The 4,135-nt window shown below is 31.6% G+C and carries 2 protein-coding genes; both read left to right on the top strand.

Going from position 1 to position 4,135, the window contains the following annotated elements; genetic code table 11:
• Window positions 1-553 precede the first annotated feature (553 nt).
• Window positions 554-2,362: a DNA primase gene (gene dnaG, locus CN514_RS21080; RefSeq protein ID WP_098234267.1), complete on the top strand. Its 1,809-nt coding sequence runs from the start codon at window positions 554-556 to the stop codon at window positions 2,360-2,362.
• A gap of 29 nt (window positions 2,363-2,391) precedes the next feature.
• Complete coding sequence (gene rpoD, locus CN514_RS21085; protein ID WP_069034168.1) at window positions 2,392-3,510, top strand: RNA polymerase sigma factor RpoD; 1,119 nt, start codon at window positions 2,392-2,394, stop codon at window positions 3,508-3,510.
• The last annotated feature ends 625 nt before the right edge of the window (window positions 3,511-4,135 follow it).

Raw genomic sequence — 4,135 nt, forward strand, 5'->3', positions numbered from 1 at the left:
GATTAGATAATTTTTTTGAAATTAAAAATGATGATCGATCTTTTTACTGACACATTAGAGTAATCTAATGTGTTTTCATCTTTTTTAAATAGGAATTTAGTTAAATGAGGATCGTATGTAAAAGTTAAAATTCTTTAGTGCTTATTGCTAGATTTCTTAATTAAAATAGATTATAATAAAAAATTGTATGAAATGAACTAATTAATAGGTTTAACTTTTTATACTTACGAATAAACTATGAATATGTGCTTCCTAGTTTATTGAAAGATGGAAATAAAACTACATAAATCGATACATGTTTTGAAGGAATTACAAAAGACGTGTAGAAATTAATCATAAGCGATAAATAAGTGGGTTAATGAAAACCAGAACTAGCAGTTGAATGCAATGCTTATGAACTACTGTTTAGCACTTCTTTTTTAGATAATTATTAATTCATATATGATTTAATAAAGTGAATTAACTTAAATTAAAATATATGGAAATATTTTTGTCGAATCATGAAGGAATACAGTGAGTTTTATCGAATAAAATAGTATATGGAGCTGTCAGTATGGGAAACAGAATTCCCGATGAACTTGTCGAGCAGGTTCGTCAGTCAGTTGACATAGTTGATGTAGTAAGTGAGTATGTTCCTCTGAAAAAACAAGGAAGAAATTATTTTGGACTTTGTCCTTTTCATGGAGAAAGCACACCATCTTTTTCTGTGTCTCCTGAAAAACAAATTTTTCATTGTTTTGGATGCGGTGCTGGAGGAAATGCGATTTCTTTCATTATGCAGCTTGAAGGACTTAACTTTCAAGAATCTGTCCATCAGCTTGCAAAAAAGACAAATATCACTTTACCTACAGATACAGTTGACACAGTCAAGAATCCACAAGCTACTGAGCAAGGCATTATGCTTGAAGCTCATGAGTTTGTCAAAAAGTACTATCATCATCTATTAGTTAACACAACAGAAGGTAAACAGGCATTAGAATACCTACTTAACAGAGGAATTTCTAGAGAGGAAATAAAGCATTTTGAGCTTGGGGTTGCTTTAGATTCTTGGGATGCTGTTACTAAGGTGTTAGAAAAACGTGGCTATCCAATGCCAATCATGGAGAAAGCTGGTCTAGTTGTTCGAAGTGAACGTGATGGTAATTACTATGATCGATTTCGAAATCGATTAATTTTTCCAATTCATAACCATCAAGGAAAAATTGTTGCATTCAGTGGAAGAATAATGGGTGAAGGGTCACCAAAATATTTAAATAGTCCTGAATCTTCAATTTTCCATAAAGGAAAGTTATTATATCAATTTTACCAAGCAAAGAATGTCATGCGAAAGCAAAATCGGGCAATCTTGATGGAAGGTTTTGCAGATGTCATTTCTGCGTTTAGAGCTGGTGTCCATGATGCAGTTGCAACCATGGGAACTTCATTAACAGAGGATCAAGCGAAAGTCTTGAAAACATCTGTTGATCAAATTATTATTTGCTATGATTCAGATCAGGCTGGTATTAACGCAACTGAAAAAGCAACGAAAGTTCTTCAAAAGGAAGGATTTACAATTAAAGTTGCACAAATGCCTGATGGCTTAGATCCTGATGAATATATAAGACAATTTGGTCCAGAAAAATTTAATACCTCTATTATTGAAGCTAGTGTATCATTAATGAGTTTTAAAATGCAATATCATCGAAAAGGAAAAAATCTTTTAGATGAAACTGTTAAATTTCAGTATATAAAAGAAATGCTACAAGAAATTGCTAAACTAAGTCAACTGATCGAACAAGATTATTACTTAAATCAACTCTCAAAAGAGTTTTCTATCTCGATTGAAGTACTTAAGAAGGAATTTGGACAATATAGTAATCAGGCAAATCGTATATCTAATGTAACAGAAGTAAAAACTGATATCAAACGCGATATTACTACAAAGACACTTCTTCCTGCACATGTTAGAGCTGAACAATTACTGTTAGCTCATATGTTAAATAGCAGTGACGTGGCTGAAAAAGTAAGACAGCAATATCAGGGTCTATTCTACAATAATGATTATTCCGAGATTATAATCCATCTTTATGCTTATTATGAAGAGGGCAATGAGTCTAATATTAGTAAATTTATGAATTACCTTCCTTCAAAAAGGTTACTTGAAGTAGTTTCAAAAATTGTCAATTTACAGATAGCACCTGAACTAACAGAGCGAGAGTTAAAGGATTATTTAGATGCATTAAACAACTATGATAAACAACAACGTATACGTGAAAAAGAAATAGATCTGAAAAAAGCTGAACGTGAAGGAGATTTTGTAAAAGCTGCAACGATTCTCCAACAAATCACACAGCTAAGATCTAGTATGAAATATGTTAAATGATTCGCGAACTTTTCGAAGGAGGGGAACAGATGGCTGATAAATCGGCTCGTTCTAAAGATACGGAAACAGAAGTAACACTTGATCAAGTAAAAGCATTATTAATTGAAAATGGTAAAAAACGTGGTGTAATTACATATGAAGAAATTGCAGATCGTTTAAACGGATTTGAAATTGATTCAGATCAACTTGAAGAATTTTATGAGCAACTAGGTGAACAAGGTATTGATATTGTTGGTGACGCTGATGATGAACCTAGAGGTACTCAATTAGAGAAGGAAGAAGAATTTGACTTAAATGATTTAAGTGTTCCTCCTGGAGTAAAAATTAATGATCCAGTACGTATGTACCTAAAAGAGATTGGCCGAGTTGATTTACTTTCTGGACAAGATGAAATCAATTTAGCAAAACGTATTGAAGAAGGCGATGAAGAAGCAAAACGACGCCTAGCAGAAGCGAACTTACGTTTAGTAGTAAGTATTGCAAAACGTTATGTAGGACGCGGTATGCTGTTCTTAGACCTTATTCAAGAAGGTAATATGGGATTAATCAAAGCCGTTGAAAAGTTTGATTATCGTAAAGGTTATAAATTTAGTACATATGCGACTTGGTGGATTCGTCAAGCGATTACTCGTGCAATTGCAGACCAAGCAAGAACAATCCGTATTCCAGTTCACATGGTGGAAACAATTAACAAATTAATTCGTGTTCAACGTCAATTGCTTCAAGATCTAGGTCGCGAGCCATCTCCTGAAGAAATTGGTGAAGAAATGGATTTACCACCAGAAAAAGTTAGAGAAATCCTTAAAATTGCTCAAGAACCAGTTTCATTAGAAACACCAATTGGTGAAGAAGATGATTCACACTTAGGTGATTTCATTGAAGACTCTGAAGCAACTTCACCTGCTGAGCATGCAGCTTATGAAATGCTAAAAGAACAATTAGAAGATGTTCTTGATACATTAACAGATCGTGAAGAAAATGTTTTACGCCTGCGTTTTGGTTTAGATGATGGGCGCACTCGTACTTTAGAAGAAGTTGGTAAAGTATTCGGAGTTACACGTGAGCGTATTCGTCAAATCGAAGCAAAAGCGCTACGTAAATTACGTCATCCAAGCCGAAGCAAACGTCTAAAAGATTTCTTAGAATAGAATGTTTAAAAAGAGTTTATCCTTTATTGGGTAAACTTTTTTATTTTCATTTTAAAAAATAAAAACGTTTTAATTAGTAAATATGTCATAATAAAAAAATGTCAAAATATATCGAATGTCCGTACTAAATATATAATTGTAGTGCTATGCTAAATACTTAGTAATGTAAAAACGATTGATTTTTTAATAATTTATTCTAAAAGATGAAACAAAGGATAATTTAAGCAAAAATGGTTATTATAAATTATGGAGACGCTAGTAGTAATTCCATCATTTTAAACAATTGGATACCTATTTACTTTATTTTACAGAATTGTCTTTAAATTTGCAAATACTCATTTTACCTACTTTTTTAATAATTTTTATAATTAATTCAATACTACTAAATAAAAAATAAATGGTTTAAAGACATATTACCTATATCGTAATAGCAATTATTTATTAGAGTTTTTTAATAGAATGGGTTGAATCTTTTGCTTAAACTTTTTGTTGAAAATGATTAAAGTCAAAATAAAAGTTTAATGGGTAACGATGGTTTTAAATGGTTTCTTAAAAAAACTTACTTATTTCATTTATCAAGAGGTGAGTTTATTCAAATATAATATGTAATTATGCTATATAGAAT

This window comes from Bacillus sp. AFS001701, from assembly GCF_002559405.1.
In the GTDB taxonomy this organism is placed as follows: domain Bacteria; phylum Bacillota; class Bacilli; order Bacillales; family Bacillaceae_G; genus Gottfriedia.